Here is a 15753-nt window from a genome sequence, read left to right as displayed (position 1 = left end):
TTTGCACTCCCTTGGCTTCCGGCGCTATCGCCGTGTCCGCGTATTCTGCTGTCAGCATATCGCAGCAGCGCGGGCCAAGAGTATTGATCCATCCGTCTATTGTTTGCACTTATCCGAAATAAGCAGGCATGGTCCCGGGCACAGCATCAGGTCAGGACGAGATGGGCCGGGGGCCGCCGTACGTAATGCGCCGACGCTTGCGGTTGCCGGGCGAGCCGAGCACGCTGCCGATGCCCATGACGAACGTCGGGATGCCGGCGGCCACGAACACGAGCGACCAATCGCGGAAACCGAGCGGCACCGTCTTGAAGATCGCTTGCAGCGGCTCGACATACAGCACCGGAATCATGAGCGCCAGCGAAGAGAGCACGGCCAGCACGAGCCAGCGGTTCTCCAGCAGGTTCCGGTGGAAAATGGAGCGCGAGCTGCGGCAGTCGAACACGTGGATGAGCTGGGCCATGACGAGCGTGGCGAACGCGACCGTCTGCGCCCGCTGCAGATCACCGCCGCTTGACCGCAGCGTCAGGACGAACGCGCCGAGCGTGCACAGGCCGATCAGCAGGCCGCGGCTGATAATCTTCCAGCCGAGCCGGCGGGCGAAGATGCTCTCCCGCGATCCGCGCGGCGGCTGGCGCATCAGATCTTTCTCGGGCTGGTCGACGCCGAGCGCCATCGCCGGCAGACCGTCCGTCACCAGATTGACCCACAGAATCTGGATCGGCACGAGCGGCAGCGGCAGCGCGAACATCATTGCCAGGAACATCGTCAAAATCTCGCCGACATTGGACGCGAGCAGATAGCGGATGAACTTGCGGATATTTTCGTAGATGCCGCGTCCTTCCTCGATCGCCGCGACGATCGTCGCGAAGTTGTCGTCGGACAGGACAAGCGACGAGGCTTCCTTCGAAACGTCCGTGCCCGTGATGCCCATCGCGATGCCGATGTCAGCCGATTTGATCGCCGGCGCGTCGTTCACGCCGTCGCCCGTCATCGCGACGACGTGGCCCCGGCGCTGCAGCGCCTTGACGATGCGCAGCTTGTGCTCCGGCGCAACGCGGGCGTAAACATAGGTGTCCTCGACGACGCGGTCAAGCTGCGCGTCCGTCATCGCCGCAAGCTGCCGGCCGGTGAGCGACCGGCCGCCGCGCGGCAGAATGCCGAGCTGGCTTGCGATCGCCTCGGCGGTCAGCCGATGGTCGCCGGTGATCATCACCGTCTTGATGCCCGCCTGTCGGCAGGTCGCGATCGCGCCCATCACTTCCCGGCGCGGCGGGTCGATCATGCCGGCCAGGCCGACGAAGATGAGCTGCTTCTCGACGTCGGCTTCGCTGTCCGCCGGATCCTGCGGACGCAGATCGCGATAGGCGAGCCCGAGCACGCGCAGCGCTGACTCGGCCATCCGCTCCGCGGCTTCGGCCGCCTTCTGCCTTAAGCTGGGCGTGAACGGCACGACGTTGCCGTCCCAGAGCGCATAGGCGCATTGCTCCATCAGCAGGTCGGGCGCTCCCTTCGTGCAGACGATCCGGCCGCCCTGGTGGCTGACCAGCACGGACATCCGCTTGCGCCCCGAATCGAAAGGATATTCCCGCTCCCTGCGGTACAGCCCTTCCAGCGACGACACCGTGACGCCCAGCTTGGCCGCCAGCACGATGAGCGCGCCTTCCGTCGGATCGCCCTGCATGATCCATTCATCCTCGGCTTCCGCATGCTTGCCCGCGCGCCGCGGCTGCCCGTCTTCTCCGGCCCGCACCAGCCGCGCGTTGTTGCACAGCGCCGCGACCTGCAGCAGCCGGCGCAGCGCGGCATCCCGCTTCAGGTCGACCGGCGCGCCGTTCTCGAGCACCTCGCCCCGCGGCACGTAGCCTTCGCCGGTCACTTCGAGCGTGCGGCCGCCCGTCCAGAGCCGGGTGACGGTCATTTTGTTCTGCGTCAGCGTGCCCGTCTTGTCCGAGCAGATGACCGTGGCGCAGCCGAGCGTCTCGACGGACGGCAGCTTGCGCACGATCGCCCGCCTGCGGATCATCCGCTGCACGCCGAGCGCCAGGGCGATCGTGACGATCGCCGGCAGCCCTTCCGGAATGGCGGCGACGGCAAGACTTACGCCGGCCAGGAACATGTCGTAGGCCGGCTGGCCGTGCAGAATGCCTGCGATGACAACCATAACGGTCAGCGCGATCGCCACCGCGATAAGCACTTTGCCGAGCTGCGCGAGACGCCGCTGCAGCGGCGTCTCGGCTTCCTCCGCCTGTTCGATCATGTGGGCGATTTTCCCCATTTCGGTCTGCATGCCGGTGCGGATGACAATGCCGCGGCCCGTGCCGCGCGTCACCATCGTGCCCATGAAACCGATGTTCTTCAGGTCGCCCGTCCCCAGCCCGTCTTCGTCGATCGGCCGGGCAACCTTTTCGACAGGCACCGATTCGCCCGTCAGCGCGGACTCTTCCGTGTACAGGCTGCTCGCTTCGAGCAGCCGGATATCGGCCGGCACACGGTCGCCGCTCTCGAGGATGACGATATCGCCCGGCACAAGGTCCTCGGCCGGGATGTCCTGCACCGTCCCGTCCCGGACGACGCGCGCCGTCGGCGCGGACAGAGCTTTCAGCGAGCGCAGCGACTGCTCGGCCCGATATTCCTGGATGAAGCCGAGCACGCCGTTCAGCACGATGATGGCCAGAATCGCGGCGGCGTCCATATATTCGCCGAGCAGTCCAGAGATCAGCGTCGCTCCGATGAGCACCAGCACCATGAAGTCTTTGAACTGGTTCAGAAACAGCACGATCGGCGGAGTGCGCCTGCCTTCCGCCAATTCATTCCGGCCGTGCTCGGCAAGCCGTCGCGCCGCTTCCGCCGCGGACAGCCCGCTCGCCGCATCGCTCCCGAGCGCCTCGACCAGTTCGCGCGGGTCCAACCGGTGCCACATCTTTTGTTCCATCCGTCTCCCTCCCGTAATCCGCTCTCCGGCCCCCGTCAGGAACGAATGGGCGGACAGCCTCGTTACAGGAATAATGTATTCGGACAACCGGTGAAATATCCCATATGTGCGGAAGGGTTTGAACTTGCGAGATAGATTGTAATTTTTGCAGAGGAAAAATCCGGGCAGAATCGGGACTGTTCACGAATCGCTGCGCAGTGTTCGCATTTCAACGGTCAACAGGTCTGTAACGCAGTATGCGCGCTGCAGCGGTCAAACAAGGCTTGCTCGCAGACTTGTAACGCGGTATGCACGTTACCCGGTCAAGCAAGGACGGACTGGCCCGCATTGCCTTCTTCCGGACACCGGCTGCAGAATGCCCTTAAGTTTTTCTCCGAACTATGGCATGATAGAGAAATGTCAAGGCACGCATTACGTCAAAGGTGGTTTTTCTTCCGATGTCACTCGACGGCATTGTCGTGCGCGCGATCGCGCACGAGCTCCGGCAGCTCGCCGGAACCCGCATTCACCGCATTCATCAGCCTGATGATCATACGCTCGTGCTGCAGCTTCGCGGCGGCGGGCTGCGCGGACAGTCCCGGCTTCTGCTGTCGGCGAATCCGACCTATCCGCGGGTTCACTGGGTCACGCGGCCTCAGCCGAACCCGCTTGAAGCGCCCATGTTCTGCATGCTGATGCGCAAACACTGCGAAGGCGGCGTCATTGAAACCGTTGCGCAGCCGGGATGCGAACGGGTGCTGCATATCGACATCCGCCAGCGCGACGAGCTCGGTGACATTTCGCTCAAACGGATCGTCGTCGAACTGATGGGCCGGCACAGCAACATCATCCTGACCGACCCGGCGACCGGCCGCATCTACGACGGCATCCACCATGTCACGCCGGCGATCAGCAGCTACCGGGTCGTCATGCCCGGCAGCACTTACACGCCGCCGCCGGAACAGGCGAAAGCCGATCCGCTCGCCGTCCCGGACCATGTCCGGTTCACCGAATCGCTCCGGCTGTCGGAAGGCGACGCGCCGGACAGACGGCTGGTCGACGCTTATGCCGGCATAAGCCCCTTGCTCGCGCGCGAGATCGTCCACCGCGCGGCGGCCTCCGGCGCTCCGGACGATACGGAAGCGCTGTGGCGGGCGTTCCGGGACATGATGGAAAGCTTTCGCTCGCATGCGTATGAACCGAATATCGTGGACCGCGGCGGCCGGACCTTTTTCTCGGTGACCCGGCTGACCCATCTGGACGGCGGCATCCGCACGTTCGATTCCATTCTGGAATGTCTCGAAATCTACTACGGGGACAAGGCCGAGCGCGATCTCGTCCGCCAGAAGTCGGCCGATCTGCACCGCTTTCTGCTGAACGAGAAGGCGAAAAACGAGAAGAAGATCGAGAAGCTGGAAGCGACGATCGAAGAAGCGAAGGAGGCGGACCGGTACCGGATCACCGGCGAACTGCTCATCGCGAACATGCATGCCATTCAGAAAGGGCAGCCTTGCGTCGAAGTGATCGACTACTACGACGAGCGGCAGCCCGTCGTCACGATCGAACTGGATCCGCAGCTGACGCCCTCGGAGAACGCGCAGCGCTGGTTCAAGCGCTACAACAAGGCGAAGAACAGCATAACGGCCGCGGCGGCCCAGATGGAAGCGGCGCGCGAGGAAATTGCGTACTTCGATACCTTGCTTGCGCAACTGGAGACGGCATCGCTGCAGGACATCGAGGAAATCCGGGAAGAGCTTGCGGAGCAGGGCTATCTGAAGCAGCGGGGCGGCGCGGGAGCGAAGAAGCGGAAGCCGTCCCGGCCGGCGCTGCTCTGCTATACTTCTTCGGAGAACGTACCCATCTACGTCGGGAAGAACAATACGCAGAACGAGTATTTGACGAACCGGCTGGCGTCGCCGAACGACACCTGGCTGCACACGAAGGACATCCCCGGCTCCCACGTCGTCATCCGCGGCACCGGATTCGGCAACGCGACACTGGAGGAAGCGGCGATGCTGGCGGCGTATTACAGCAGGGGCAAGGAATCGAGCCTCGTGCCGGTCGACTACACGCTGATCCGCCACGTACGCAAGCCGAGCGGCGCCAAGCCCGGCTTCGTCATCTACGACCATCAGAAAACGCTGTTCGTGACGCCGGACGAAGAGCGGATCAAGGCGCTGCCGGTCCGGACGGTGACGTAAAAGCATGACGGCGGTCCGCCCGCCGTCATCGATATTTCCGGCTCGCCGCCTCCAGCAGATCCGCGACGGCCGCATCCACGGTTCTGCCGCCCAGCGGACCGTGGAATACCTCGCCGCCGCGCGCGCCGTGGTAATCCGATCCTCCGGTGGCGATGACACCGTGCCGCTCGGCCATCGCCGCGTACCGCGCTTCATCGTCAGGGCCGTGGTCGGAGTGATACGCTTCAACGCCGTCGGCCCCCTCGCGCAACAGCGCCTCCACCAGCTCGTCCCGCCCGTACAGCCCGGGATGGGCGATGACCGCCGCGCCGCCCGCTTCGTGAATCCAGTTTACGGCCTCCAGCGGCGTCGGACGGGGAACCCGCACATAAGCCGCGCCCGCGCTGCCGAGGAAACGGTCGAACGCCTCGGCCCTCGACGCGACGTACCCCTTCTCGACCATCACCGCCGCAATGTGCGGCCGTCCGATCGATGTGCCGGGCGACCGTCCGGCGGCGGCGCGCTCCACCTCTTCCATGGTCACCGGCATCCCGAGCGCGTTCAACCGTTCGATGATCATCGCATTGCGCCTCATCCTCGCGTCCCGCTGCGAGGCGAGCCGCTCCTGCCAGCGTCCGTCGCGCCAGTCGAGAAAATAGCCGAGCACATGAATTTCCAGTCCGTCCTGCATCGTGCTCAGTTCGACGCCCGGGACGACCCGGATGCCGAGCCGCTCGCCTTCCGCCAGCGCTTCCTCGAGGCCGGCCGTGGTGTCGTGGTCGGTGAGGGCGACGGCGGCCAGCCCCGACTCCAGCGCGAGCCGCACATTGTCCGCCGGCGATCCCGTCCCGTCCGACGCGGTCGAATGCGTATGCAGATCGGCGCGTCCCGCCGCAAGTTTTACAGCCATTGGCGCAGATCCCTCTCTCTCAGGAAAGTGAGAAATGTCACGGCCGAGATCGGCAGGAGCGCCGATTTCAGATAGATCGAGTAGAATTCCCGTTTGAACTCGGCGTCGGCGAGCGGCACGATCTTGATCAGGCCGAGGGCGACCTCATGCTTCACCGAGGAAGCCGAGACGAACGAGATGCCGACGCCCGCCTCCACAGCCGACTTCACCGCTCCGGTGCTGCCCAGCTCCATGACGATGTTGAGGCTGCGCGGGTCGATCTGCCTCGCCTTCAGCTGCTCTTCCATGACCAGCCGCGTGCCGGAGCCTTGTTCGCGCAGGACGAACGGATACCGGATCGCCTCCGTCAGCGTCACCTCGCTCCGCTGCGCCAGCGGATGCGAAGCCGGGGCGATCAACTTCAGCTCGTCATTCATGACGGGCTCCATGTGCATGTCGGGATGCTGGACCGGCGCCTCGACGAGCCCGAAGTTGAGCTGATGATTCAAAATCTCCTCCATGATCTGCGCGGTGTTCATCACTTTCATGCTGATGGCGATGTGCGGGTACTCTTTTCCGAACGGTCCGAGCAGCCGCGGCAGGATATATTCGCCGATCGTCAGGCTGGCCCCGAGTTGCAGCCGGCCTTTGAGCTGCCGTGTGAACCTGGACATCGCGGCGTCCGTCTCCCGGATCAGTTCAATCGATTGCCGCGCGTAGGGGAGCAGCGCCCGGCCCGCTTCCGTCAGCTCGATCCGTTTCGTCGACCGGTGCAGCAGTTTCGTCCCGAAATAGTCTTCCAGCGACTGCACCTGCATCGTCACGGCGGGCTGGGTCATGTGCAGCGCCTGGGCGGCCGCGGAGAAGCTTCCCTTGTCGACGACGGTGTAGAAAATATGCAGTTGGTGAAAGTTCAGCGCCACGGGCAACCACTCCTTGCGTACATATCCCCATTATACCTGAAACGCGGCGGCCGGCATCATGCCGCTCTTCAAAACGCAAAAAACACATGCGCCAAATCGCGCATGTGCGTGCGTAAGTCCGTTATTTTCGCTTGCGGCTGTTCTTGATGAGCGTCATCCGCCGCGAGTGGCGGAGCCACGAATAATACGATTTCAGATCGCGCAGCTCGATCGTCACGGACATCCTGCCGAGGAAGGTGACGACGATCATCTTGTGCAGCGGCTCGCCGATCAGGTCCCTCTCGTTCGGCATTTCGGTGAATTCGGCCACGAACACGAGATCATCGTCGATCAGGAAAACTTCATTCTCGTTGCGGTAGTACGGTTCGATCCTTCCCTGCTTCAGGCATTCCCACATGAACGCCGCAATTTCGGCAGGTTCCGATCGCGTCGGTTCGATCCGGTCGATCCACCTCATCCTGGCGTGGTTCGTGATGACGATGTCGGCAACTTTTTTGCCGTTGAGCTCGACATAGAACGATTCATAGGTTCCCCATCGCTCCGTCGTCTTGTCTTTCATCGCGAACACCTCCAGTATGCGAGAATCTCCGTACCATCCCGATTTCCATTTTATCACAACGCGGCGTTCAGGGCGATTTCCAGAGCGCCGGCCGGATCAAATGCTGTATGATCGCGTTTTGTCCGGCACATTTTTCGAGTATTCCGTCCGGATTTCACCCCTGAAAGAACGTTCTGCCTTTTTTACGTAGGGAAGCCGCTCAATGTTTCGGATCGTATCTTCCGCTTTGTCGGCATCCATGTAGATGACTGCATAGTTCATTCTTCGCGAAATGTAATGCACCGTGCCGTACTTGTCCAGATTGCGGGCCAGGCGATGATCGTTGACCCATACGATATATCCGACCCGTTCCGCAAACGGGGAACCGCTTTCGTTTGCGGCGGAACCGCTTTCTTGCTCATGCGCGTCGTTCATCCGCATTCTCCTCCGTTCGTTCGTTGCCCGTAAATCCGTCTGCGCGGGACTTGGCAGCCGGAGCGGCGGCGAGCCGCGGCCCGTCCGTCAGCCGCAGCTCGCGCAGCCGCCGCTGCACGATCCGCTGCCGCAGCCGCCTTGCACCGTGCCGCTGTCCGGCACCTTGATATCGTCCGACACCGCCCTCGCGAGAAGGACGGCGATCTCATGCAGCATGTCGTCCACGGCTTGCTCGGCCGCCTTGAAACGGCGGACCGACACGCATTCGTCAAGCTGGCGCTGCAGTTCGGCCGCCTCCCGCTTCGCCTCGTGATAATCCGGGTGGAAGCGGCCGAACCTGCTGCATTCCTCGAAACGTTCCTTCGCCTTGCGGAAACGCCGGATCAAAGCCTGCGCTTCCTCATCCTGCGCAAGCTGCGCCTTCCAATATAAATAATCGGCAGCATCGGCCGACTGATTGATCATGTCGCCCAAATCATAGGCGGCTGTCAAAAGCGCCGCCATATCCAGCGGTCCCGCCGCCGGATTGTCCTTGTGCCCGGACGTCCCGGCCGCCGGCAATTGCATGGCCACTGTCCAACACCCCCAGTTATCCGGTCTTGTTCACTATCATACCACTCTTGGGGGGCAAAATAGAATGGTTATTTCCTGCCGCCGATCCATTCGGGAAGCAGAAGCTGCATGTCGGACCAGGAATCCCCGTCCAGCGCGACACGGACCGATTGATCGGGCGGGCAGTCCAAGGCACGGCCGAGCATCCGCCAGCCGCCGTCCGTCTCCTCCAGCCGCTCCGGCAGGATGTCCATCTCCGCTCCTTCCCGGACGATGCGGACGGCCGCGCCGATTTCGATCGCCCGCTTGACCATTTCGCGCCGGGTGGACGGGTGGACGCGGCGCACCGCGTTGAACCAGTGGGCGGGCAGGCCGGTCGCGCGGACCGCCTGCATCCGTCCATTGTTGGCACAGGCATCGGCATGCATCCGTCCGGAATCGGATGACGCCTGCGTCCGTCCGGCTCCGGATGCGGCGCCCGCCGCGGACAGCCGGATGTCCAGATCCGGCGCATACCGTGTGAGCTGCACGCCGGTCAGCAGCCGGACGGCTTTCTCCATGCCGGAACCTCCGGGCTGCTCCGGTTTCAGGCTGTCCGGAGCGCGGTCCGCTTCGCTCGCATCCCGGACGGAAGGGTAAGTCCGGCGCACCTGCTCATCCGCTTCCGGGAGCCCGGAGCGTGCCGGAACGCCGACCTTCGCCAGCCGTCTGCGCAGCTCCGCGATGTGCCGCCGGTCGACCAGGAAATGCCGGTCGCCGATCCGCTCGCCGAGCTGTTCCGCGACCGACGGTTCGGCGGCAATGCGGTCCGCAATCCGCTTGTCGTCGCAAACGAGCAGCAGCGCTTCCTGAAAACCGATTCTGCCGGCCGACGCTTCCCAGTCCCGGATCGACCGCTCCAGTTCGTCCGGCGGGGGGCTGCCGGCGGCTTCTTCCAACAACTGCAGCGCCTCTTCGGCCGTCCGGCCGTTCTCGACCCATCGCACATACGAAGCGGCCGAAAGCCGCATGCCCGTCATCGGTCCGGGCTGCACCCTGTCCGCGAGCAGTTCCAGTTCCCACCTCAGCCGCCAGTCGAGATCGGGCGGCACGGCCAGCTCCGCTCCGGGCATGAACCGGATCGGCGCGCTTGCCGCGGTCATGCCGCCGGCAGTCTCCGGGCTTTCCTGCGGATCGATCACCCACCGGATGACCGTATCTCCGTCCGCCGCTATGCCGGTCTGCATCCAGCCGAAGGCGGCGAGCACCTCGACCCAGACGCGCCAATGCGCCGCGCCGGCCGGAACATGCCGCTTGAGCCACGCGTCGATTTCGCCGGCCGGATACCAGGCGCCGCCTTCGAGACTCCGCAGCAGCGCCGCGGCGTGCATGAACCGCTCATCGCAGGCCGCGAGGCGATCCGTCACGAATGCGAGCAATTCCCGCTCGCGGCGGCCGGCATCCATCGCCAGCCATGCGGTCAGCGCCTCACGGCGCCAGGCCAGCCGGCCATCGGATTCATCGAGCAGGCCGAGATGAAGCGCCGCGGCCAGGCCGAGCTGAAGCGGCGGCTCCTCTTTGCCGCCTGAGGCGAACCGAGCTTCGAACGGGCGCAGCGCTTCCGGCCCGAACGACAGCCGGGCGGCGGCTGCGGCGGCCGTCCGGCCCGGGATGCCGCCGGGCTTGGGCGGCACAAGGCCGCGCTTGCCCAGCTCGGCGAGCAGCTGCATGAGCTGCATGCCGAACGGTTCCGTATAGTCCTGCAGCGGGCGCGCGGACCTCCGGCCGCCCGGCAGCGGCCGGAACTCCGCCGGCAGCAGCGCGGCCATCCACACAGCCAGCGCATCGGACGCGATGAAATGAAGCCGGTCGCCCCATATCTTGCGGACGGTGAAGACGATGCCGGCAGCGCGCAGGCGCTCCAGCTCCCTTGCCGCAATGCCAGCGGGCAAGCCTGCGGCGGAAGCCGCCGCTTCGAACTGTTCCGGTTCGAACGGCAGGGAACCGTACCGGGTCATGATCAATCGGAGCGCGGCGGCCGTTTCCATGGACAGCGCGGCGGCCGCCCGCGACACCGTTCCCGGGTCGGCCGCTTGCGCCGCCCACCCGTCCCGATCCGCCCCGGCGGCGGGCCAGGGCGAAGCGGCGGCAAAGCGGCCGGCGGCATCGGGCGGCAGCCGCCGCAGCCATTCGCGAATCAGCATCCCGCCGCCTCCGTTCTTGCCGCGCCGTCCGTTTCCGGCATGCGCATAATCCGATAGGCGTAACCCTGCTCGGCCAGGAAAAGCTGCCGCCTGCGCGCGTATTCCGTCTCCTTCGTCCCTTCCGTGACGACGGTGTAGAACCAGCATTCGTTCGAACCCGGTTTCGGCCGCATGATCCGGCCGATCCGCTGCGCTTCTTCCTGGCGCGATCCGTAGCTGCCCGAAACTTGCACGGCAACGGCGGCATCCGGCAGATCGACGGCGAGATTGGCCACCTTTGAGACGATCAGAACCGGCTCTTCCCCGCTACGGAAGCGAGCGTACAGCCGATCACGTTCGTCAAGGCCGGTCTCGCCGGTGATCAGAGGCACGTCCCATGCGGCGGCCATCTGTTTGAGCTGGCGCAAATATTGGCCGATGATCAGCACCTGCCGGCCGCGGTGCAGGGCGAGCAGCTCGCGGACGACGCGCAGCTTGGCCGGGTTCTCGGCCGCGATCCGGATGCGCGCCCGCTGGCCTGCGGCCGCATATTCCGCGGCGGCGGACGGATCGAGCGGCACGCGGATCTCCGTGCAGGTCACCCGGGCGATCCAGCCTTTCGCTTCAAGTGTCTTCCAGAACAAATCGAACCGTTTCGGTCCGATCAGCGAGAACACGTCTTCTTCCCTCCCGTCTTCGCGGACAAGGGTGGCCGTCAGGCCGAGCCGCCGCTTCGCCTGCAGATCCGCCGTCATGCGGAATACCGGCGCCGGGAGCAGATGCACTTCGTCGTAGATGATGAGTCCCCAGTCCCGCTCGCTGAACAGTATCATATGGCGGTAATCTTCCGTCTTCGAATTCCGGCAGGTGAGAATCGAGTAGGTTGCGATCGTCACCGGCCGCACCTGGCGCTCGCTGCCCGCATATACGCCGATGTCGCGCTCCGTCAGCGTCGTTTTGTCAAGCAGCTCGGACCGCCATTGTTGAACCGACGTCACGCTGGGCGTCAGAATGAGCGCTTCGCAGCGGAGCCTCGCCAGCGCCGCGATGCCGACGATGGTCTTCCCCGCGCCGCAGGGCAGCACGATGACGCCGCTGCCGCCCGCTCCGGCTTCTTCCCGGCAGAACAGGTCGACCGCGCGCTCCTGATAGTCGCGCAGTTGGAAGGGCGCCCCGGACGATGTGGCGGCCTTCAGCTCGACATCAAGCTGCCCGCCCCGGCGGTAACCGGCGAGATCGAGCACCGGAAAGCCGCTTCTCGTCAGTTCGCGCTTCACTTCGCCGCGCCGCTCGGGCGGCACACGCCACCTGATCCTTCCGTCCGGAGCCGGAACCCCGTCCTCCGGTAACAGGCCAAGCCCTTCCAGCTCGGCGGCGAGATCGCGGTCAGCTGCAAGGGCAAGTTGTTCTCCGTCCGCCTCCAGTCGGATTTTGCCGTAACGTCCGGCCCAAGTCCCGATCCGGTCGATCAATCCCGCGGGAACATCGTACCGGCTGAAAGCGATCAGGTCGTCGGTCATCTCATCCGCCGTCAGACCGGATGCCGCCGCATTCCAGACGGACAGCGGCGTAATGCGGTAGGTGTGCAGATCTCCCGGCCGCTTCACCAGTTCGGCAAAGCGGGCGATCGATTCGCGCGCCTGCTCCGCATCCGGATGCCGGACATCCAGCAGCACGGAAGCGTCGCTTCTCACAATCAACGGACCGCCGGCCGCATGCATGGCATCCACCCCTCATGTTTTGGTAACAGTATGAGAGCGGGAGATGTTTTTTATGCCGTCCGGAACGCACAAAAATAGCTGGCTCACGGCCCGCGAAAGATACTGCCGCCCGCGGATCACCCGTACGGGCTGCAAAGTTCGGCTTTAAAACCGGCGGTTCAACCGCCGTTCTTGGGCGCGCGGAATCCCGCCGCTTCCGCTTCTTCCTCGGTGCAAAACCAGACTTCCGCGATCGTCCGGTCGTAATAGCGGCTGCCGGGCACATGGTAGATGCGTTCGCCCCGGGAGTTGATGTTGCCCTTGATGTCGGGGGACGGGCAAGATGCCGCGCTTTCGCTATCCCGTGCGCCGGATGCGGCTTCATCGCCGGACGATTCGCCGCCTTCCGCCGCTGCCGCCGCCTGATCGTCGTATCCCGCTTTCTCATCCGCTGCGGCTGCGTTCGCGCCGGCTGCTTTCCCGCCGCCGTCACCTCCCCACAGGCCCGCACCCTCCGAACGGGCTTCCCTTTCCGCTTCGCGGAACCGGTCCGCCAGGCTGACATCGGGCGGGTAGGTCGCCGCATTCGCGTACCCTTCGCGGACGAGACGTTCATTGAACATGAGCGCATCGCCCGGGATAAAAACAAACCGCAGCAGACGGCTGTACCGGTCGGTCTCCGATACATCCTTGAACATCCATACCGTCTTGCCCGTGAGCATGCGTTTGGTGTAAGCCGCTGCTTCTTCCCCGTAAAACTCCGCGCTGCCCGTGATCTCCGGCGTGTTCACGCCGATCAGCCGCACCCGGCTGCCTTCACGGATCACGAAGGTGTCGCCGTCGACGACCCGTTCCACGACCGCTTCTTCGGCTGTCTTGCCGCGCAGCTCCGGATAGTCGGACCAGACCGTCTCCCACGGCCTCGTCGCGGCGGTCTCGGCGGCGCATCCCGCAACCGCCAGGACAGACAGGAGCAGCGCGATCAGGCCGGCCAGCCGCGCGGCGGGCGGCGATATTCTGCTGATGCTCATCTATGTAGTGCCTCCGCTTGTCTGGATATCGCCTGTATAATTGCGTCTTATCATTTCTGCCCGCGGCCGGGAGGTCCCCTTCGGCGGACCGCCGAAGGGCCTCGTCCGTCAGTGGACCGCGGACGGCTCGCGGTGTTCGTGCTCGGAGATGGCGCTGAGCGCGTCGCCCGCTTCGTTCACGAAAATTTCGCGGATCGCCAGGTCGCCGATCGCTACGACGCCGACCAGTTCGCCGTCCTCCACGACCGGCAGACGCCGGATCTGATTGTCGGCCATCAGACGCGCGCATTCATCGACGGTCATGGAAGAAGGCACCGTTCGGATATCCTTCGTCATGACTTCGGTTACGGACGTCGAGCCCGAATGTTTCTCCGCGTAACCGCGGATGACCAGGTCGCGGTCCGTCACGACGCCGACCAGCTTGCGGCCTTCGACGATCGGAACGAACCCGATGTCGTGCTGTTTCATCAGCACGGCGCACTCGTAGATATTGTCCTGCGTCGTCGCCGTCACGGTGTTGGTCGACATGATCTCCTTGACCGTCTTCGCCATGGGGCATCCTCCTCGCATGGATTGCCGGCCGGTCGTCTCCGCCTCACAGCCTTGCACCGGCCTTCCGTTAGGCTTGCCTGAACGGCTCCGGGGCATTCGATGCGATGAATGCCAGACGTGCCACGGCTTATGCGACGGACGCTGCCTCCCCGGCATAATCGTCGGCCATTGCGGTCAGCAGCCGCGCCGCCGACAGCATGGCCCGTTCGTCGATATCGAAGCGCGGATGATGGTGCGGGTAAACGGCGCCGCAATCCTCGTTGCCCGCCCCGACGAACATGAAGCAGCCGGGAACGCGCTTCAGGTAATAGGCGAAGTCTTCGCCCGCCATGAGCGGACGGATCCGCTGAACCGCATCGCCGCCGAACAGGCGGCGGGCCACCGCGAAGAACCGCTCCGCTTCCCGCTCGTCATTGACGACCGCCGGGTAGCCGTCCCGCCAGTCAAGCGAATATTCCGCTCCGAACTGACGGCACACCGCGTCCGCAATCGCGCGGAGCCGCTCCTGCACCAGGCCGCGAACCGATGCGTCGAACGTGCGGACGGTGCCGGACAGCCGGCAGACTTCCGCGACGATGTTGGACGCGGTGCCGGCCTGGAAGGAGCCGATCGTGACGACGGCCGGCTCAAGCGGATCCACCGACCGGCTGACGATCGTCTGCGCGGCCTGGACGAACGCGGCGCCGACGGCAATCGCGTCGACCGTCTCATGCGGCATGCCGCCGTGGCCGCCTTTGCCCCTGACCTCCAGGAAAAACTCATCCTCGGCCGCCATCACCGGCCCCGGCGCGCTGGCAATCGTGCCGAACGGCAGAGGCGTCCACAGGTGGACACCGTAGATCGCGGAGACACCGTCCAGTGCCCCGTCCCGGATCATCCCGAGCGCTCCGCCGGGCGTCACCTCTTCGGCGGGCTGGAACAGCAGCCGGCGTTCCCCCGTCAGACCGTCCCGCGAAGCGGCGTAATGGGCGGCGACGCCGAGCAGCGCGGCCGTATGCGCATCGTGGCCGCAGGCGTGCATGACGCCGGGCACGGTCGAACGGTACGGCACGTCTTTCTCATCCTGGATCGGCAATGCGTCGATATCGGCGCGCAGCGCGACGACCGGTCCGGGTTTCGCGCCGCGGATGACGGCGACCACGCCGGTGCCGCCGACGCCCGTGCGCACTTCGTCACAGCCGATTTCGCACAGCTTATCCGCAATCCACGCGGCGGTTCGCTCCTCGCGGAACGACAGCTCCGGATGCCGGTGCAGATGCCGCCTCCAGGCCGTCATGTCCGGCATGTATCGCGCAAACGTTCCGGCGGATTCCAGAAAATCCCGCATCCTTCCGCCTCCTCGCTTTGTCTGTCAATGCCGATCTTCATAATTTTAGTGTATCAGAAGCGGCGACCGGTGTGAAATCACGGGCTCTGCGCATCGCAAACCGCAAGCGGCGCAGGCTTGCGCGCATTTGTGAAACATACTAATATGAGAAAGAGAAATGACGGGCCCGCAGGCTGCAGGGCATATTCCGAAGGAGGAACAGCACTTCATGATTATCGAACAATCCGGCCTGAACGGCATGACCAGCGATCTGGCTCATCTGGATGAATCCGCGGAAAAACTCGGTTTCGTCCGTTGGCAATGGGAATACAACCGCGCGACCTACGACCTGAAGCTGGAAGACCGCTCAAACGGCGACGAATACTTCCTGCGCATCAGCACGCGGGCTGTCGAAGGCAAGCTGGAGTCTCCCGACGCCATCCTGTCCATCGAATCCGTGTACATCGGCAAAGCAACGTTTCCGCACGGACTCGATTACGAATCGCCGATTCCCGAACCGATCCTGAATACGGCAAAGCAGCGGCTGAATGAGTTGAAGACGCTGCTGAGCTGA

At 64.5% G+C, this 15753-nt stretch carries 13 protein-coding genes; 2 read left to right on the top strand and 11 right to left on the bottom strand.

The features are described 5' to 3' along the window. Positions 1–151: 151 nt before the first annotated feature. A complete protein-coding gene (locus tag C6W55_RS03025; protein WP_286891399.1) occupies positions 152–2932 on the bottom strand; it encodes a calcium-translocating P-type ATPase, SERCA-type in 2781 nt (926 codons plus the stop codon). Positions 2933–3369: 437 nt separating this feature from the next. Here C6W55_RS03025 and C6W55_RS03020 point away from each other — a divergent pair, with 437 nt between their 5' ends. Beyond that, complete coding sequence (locus C6W55_RS03020) at positions 3370–5112, top strand: Rqc2 family fibronectin-binding protein (protein WP_286891398.1); 1743 nt, start codon at positions 3370–3372, stop codon at positions 5110–5112. A 25-nt stretch (positions 5113–5137) separates the two neighbouring features. Here C6W55_RS03020 and C6W55_RS03015 read toward each other — a convergent pair whose 3' ends face one another. The 10 genes from C6W55_RS03015 to C6W55_RS02970 all read right to left on the bottom strand — a co-directional run bounded on the left by C6W55_RS03015 (position 5138) and on the right by C6W55_RS02970 (position 15200). Next, positions 5138–6001 (bottom strand): PHP domain-containing protein, encoded by an 864-nt coding sequence (locus tag C6W55_RS03015; RefSeq protein ID WP_015255060.1) that lies wholly within the window; start codon positions 5999–6001, stop codon positions 5138–5140. Further along, a complete protein-coding gene (locus tag C6W55_RS03010) occupies positions 5992–6903 on the bottom strand; it encodes a selenium metabolism-associated LysR family transcriptional regulator (RefSeq protein WP_015255061.1) in 912 nt (303 codons plus the stop codon). Before C6W55_RS03010 ends, C6W55_RS03015 begins: the two co-directional genes overlap by 10 nt. A 121-nt stretch (positions 6904–7024) precedes the next feature. Then, complete coding sequence (locus C6W55_RS03005) at positions 7025–7462, bottom strand: hypothetical protein (protein WP_015255062.1); 438 nt, start codon at positions 7460–7462, stop codon at positions 7025–7027. 96 nt (positions 7463–7558) lie between these two features. Then, a complete protein-coding gene (locus tag C6W55_RS03000; protein WP_015255063.1) occupies positions 7559–7876 on the bottom strand; it encodes a YlbG family protein in 318 nt (105 codons plus the stop codon). An 87-nt stretch (positions 7877–7963) separates the two neighbouring features. Further along, positions 7964–8443 (bottom strand): YlbF/YmcA family competence regulator, encoded by a 480-nt coding sequence (locus C6W55_RS02995; RefSeq protein WP_286891421.1) that lies wholly within the window; start codon positions 8441–8443, stop codon positions 7964–7966. A gap of 74 nt (positions 8444–8517) precedes the next feature. Beyond that, entirely contained in the window at positions 8518–10611 is a 2094-nt protein-coding gene (locus C6W55_RS02990) for a helicase-associated domain-containing protein (protein ID WP_286891396.1), read from the bottom strand. Then, the gene (locus tag C6W55_RS02985) at positions 10605–12311 is read right to left on the bottom strand and encodes a DNA repair helicase XPB (protein WP_286891394.1); all 1707 of its coding nucleotides are present in this window, start codon (positions 12309–12311) and stop codon (positions 10605–10607) included. Before C6W55_RS02985 ends, C6W55_RS02990 begins: the two co-directional genes overlap by 7 nt. Positions 12312–12469: 158 nt before the next feature. Then, the gene (locus tag C6W55_RS02980) at positions 12470–13321 is read right to left on the bottom strand and encodes a thermonuclease family protein (protein WP_286891393.1); all 852 of its coding nucleotides are present in this window, start codon (positions 13319–13321) and stop codon (positions 12470–12472) included. Positions 13322–13429: 108 nt separating this feature from the next. After that, positions 13430–13873: a CBS domain-containing protein gene (locus tag C6W55_RS02975; protein WP_015255068.1), complete on the bottom strand. Its 444-nt coding sequence runs from the start codon at positions 13871–13873 to the stop codon at positions 13430–13432. A 127-nt stretch (positions 13874–14000) separates the two neighbouring features. Beyond that, positions 14001–15200 carry an amidohydrolase gene (locus C6W55_RS02970; protein ID WP_015255069.1) on the bottom strand — a complete coding sequence of 400 codons (1200 nt, stop codon included), beginning with the start codon at positions 15198–15200 and terminating at the stop codon, positions 14001–14003. A gap of 208 nt (positions 15201–15408) precedes the next feature. Here C6W55_RS02970 and C6W55_RS02965 point away from each other — a divergent pair, with 208 nt between their 5' ends. Continuing rightward, complete coding sequence (locus C6W55_RS02965) at positions 15409–15753, top strand: YugN family protein (protein WP_286891392.1); 345 nt, start codon at positions 15409–15411, stop codon at positions 15751–15753.

The sequence above is a fragment of the Thermobacillus sp. genome (genome assembly GCF_003390775.1).
Taxonomy (GTDB): Bacteria; Bacillota; Bacilli; order Paenibacillales; family Paenibacillaceae; genus Thermobacillus; species Thermobacillus xylanilyticus.
The sequence above is the reverse complement of the archived record's forward strand: the minus strand, read 5'-3'. Positions and strand labels throughout refer to the sequence as shown.

Coding starts and splice junctions, on each gene's coding strand:
- C6W55_RS03025 (WP_286891399.1), bottom strand. CDS start 2,932: ATGGAACAAAAGATGTGGCACCGGTTGGACCCGCGCGAACTGGTCGAG.
- C6W55_RS03020 (WP_286891398.1), top strand. CDS start 3,370: ATGTCACTCGACGGCATTGTCGTGCGCGCGATCGCGCACGAGCTCCGG.
- C6W55_RS03015 (WP_015255060.1), bottom strand. CDS start 6,001: ATGGCTGTAAAACTTGCGGCGGGACGCGCCGATCTGCATACGCATTCG.
- C6W55_RS03005 (WP_015255062.1), bottom strand. CDS start 7,462: ATGAAAGACAAGACGACGGAGCGATGGGGAACCTATGAATCGTTCTAT.
- C6W55_RS03000 (WP_015255063.1), bottom strand. CDS start 7,876: ATGAACGACGCGCATGAGCAAGAAAGCGGTTCCGCCGCAAACGAAAGC.
- C6W55_RS02995 (WP_286891421.1), bottom strand. CDS start 8,443: ATGCAATTGCCGGCGGCCGGGACGTCCGGGCACAAGGACAATCCGGCG.
- C6W55_RS02990 (WP_286891396.1), bottom strand. CDS start 10,611: ATGCTGATTCGCGAATGGCTGCGGCGGCTGCCGCCCGATGCCGCCGGC.
- C6W55_RS02985 (WP_286891394.1), bottom strand. CDS start 12,311: ATGCATGCGGCCGGCGGTCCGTTGATTGTGAGAAGCGACGCTTCCGTG.
- C6W55_RS02980 (WP_286891393.1), bottom strand. CDS start 13,321: ATGAGCATCAGCAGAATATCGCCGCCCGCCGCGCGGCTGGCCGGCCTG.
- C6W55_RS02975 (WP_015255068.1), bottom strand. CDS start 13,873: ATGGCGAAGACGGTCAAGGAGATCATGTCGACCAACACCGTGACGGCG.
- C6W55_RS02970 (WP_015255069.1), bottom strand. CDS start 15,200: ATGCGGGATTTTCTGGAATCCGCCGGAACGTTTGCGCGATACATGCCG.
- C6W55_RS02965 (WP_286891392.1), top strand. CDS start 15,409: ATGATTATCGAACAATCCGGCCTGAACGGCATGACCAGCGATCTGGCT.